Genomic DNA, 310 nt, shown 5'->3' with positions numbered 1-310 from the left:
GGGCGCGACGCAGCAACTCCACCGCGCTGCGTTGGGACGCCGATGCGAGCCGTCGATGCAGGTCGTCCAGATCGGTAGCCGCCGGGCGCGCCATCCCGCGCAGCGCATCTTCGATGTCGTCCAGATCGCCGGCTTCCAGCGCACGCTTCAGGTCGGCCGGGGTGTGCGTGGCCGGCGATCCGCTGGCCGCGGACCCGGCCTCGGCATGCGCGCGACTCCGCGGGGAGGACGTGGCACTGCCACGCCGTGACAGCCCCCAGAGCAGCGTGGCCAGCCACAGCACGGCGAAGCCGGCGGCCAACCACGGCCA

The 310-nt window shown here is 73.9% G+C and carries 1 protein-coding gene; it reads right to left on the bottom strand.

The window, feature by feature from the left end:
• Positions 1-310: hypothetical protein (locus tag OH705_RS26960; RefSeq protein ID WP_267303400.1), on the bottom strand; the 310-nt coding region annotated here is incomplete at both ends.

Origin of the sequence: Pseudomonas sp. BJa3 (assembly GCF_026343815.1) — a bacterium.
Classification (GTDB): Bacteria; Pseudomonadota; Gammaproteobacteria; order Pseudomonadales; family Pseudomonadaceae; genus Aquipseudomonas; species Aquipseudomonas soli.
The sequence above is the reverse complement of the archived record's forward strand: the minus strand, read 5'-3'. Positions and strand labels throughout refer to the sequence as shown.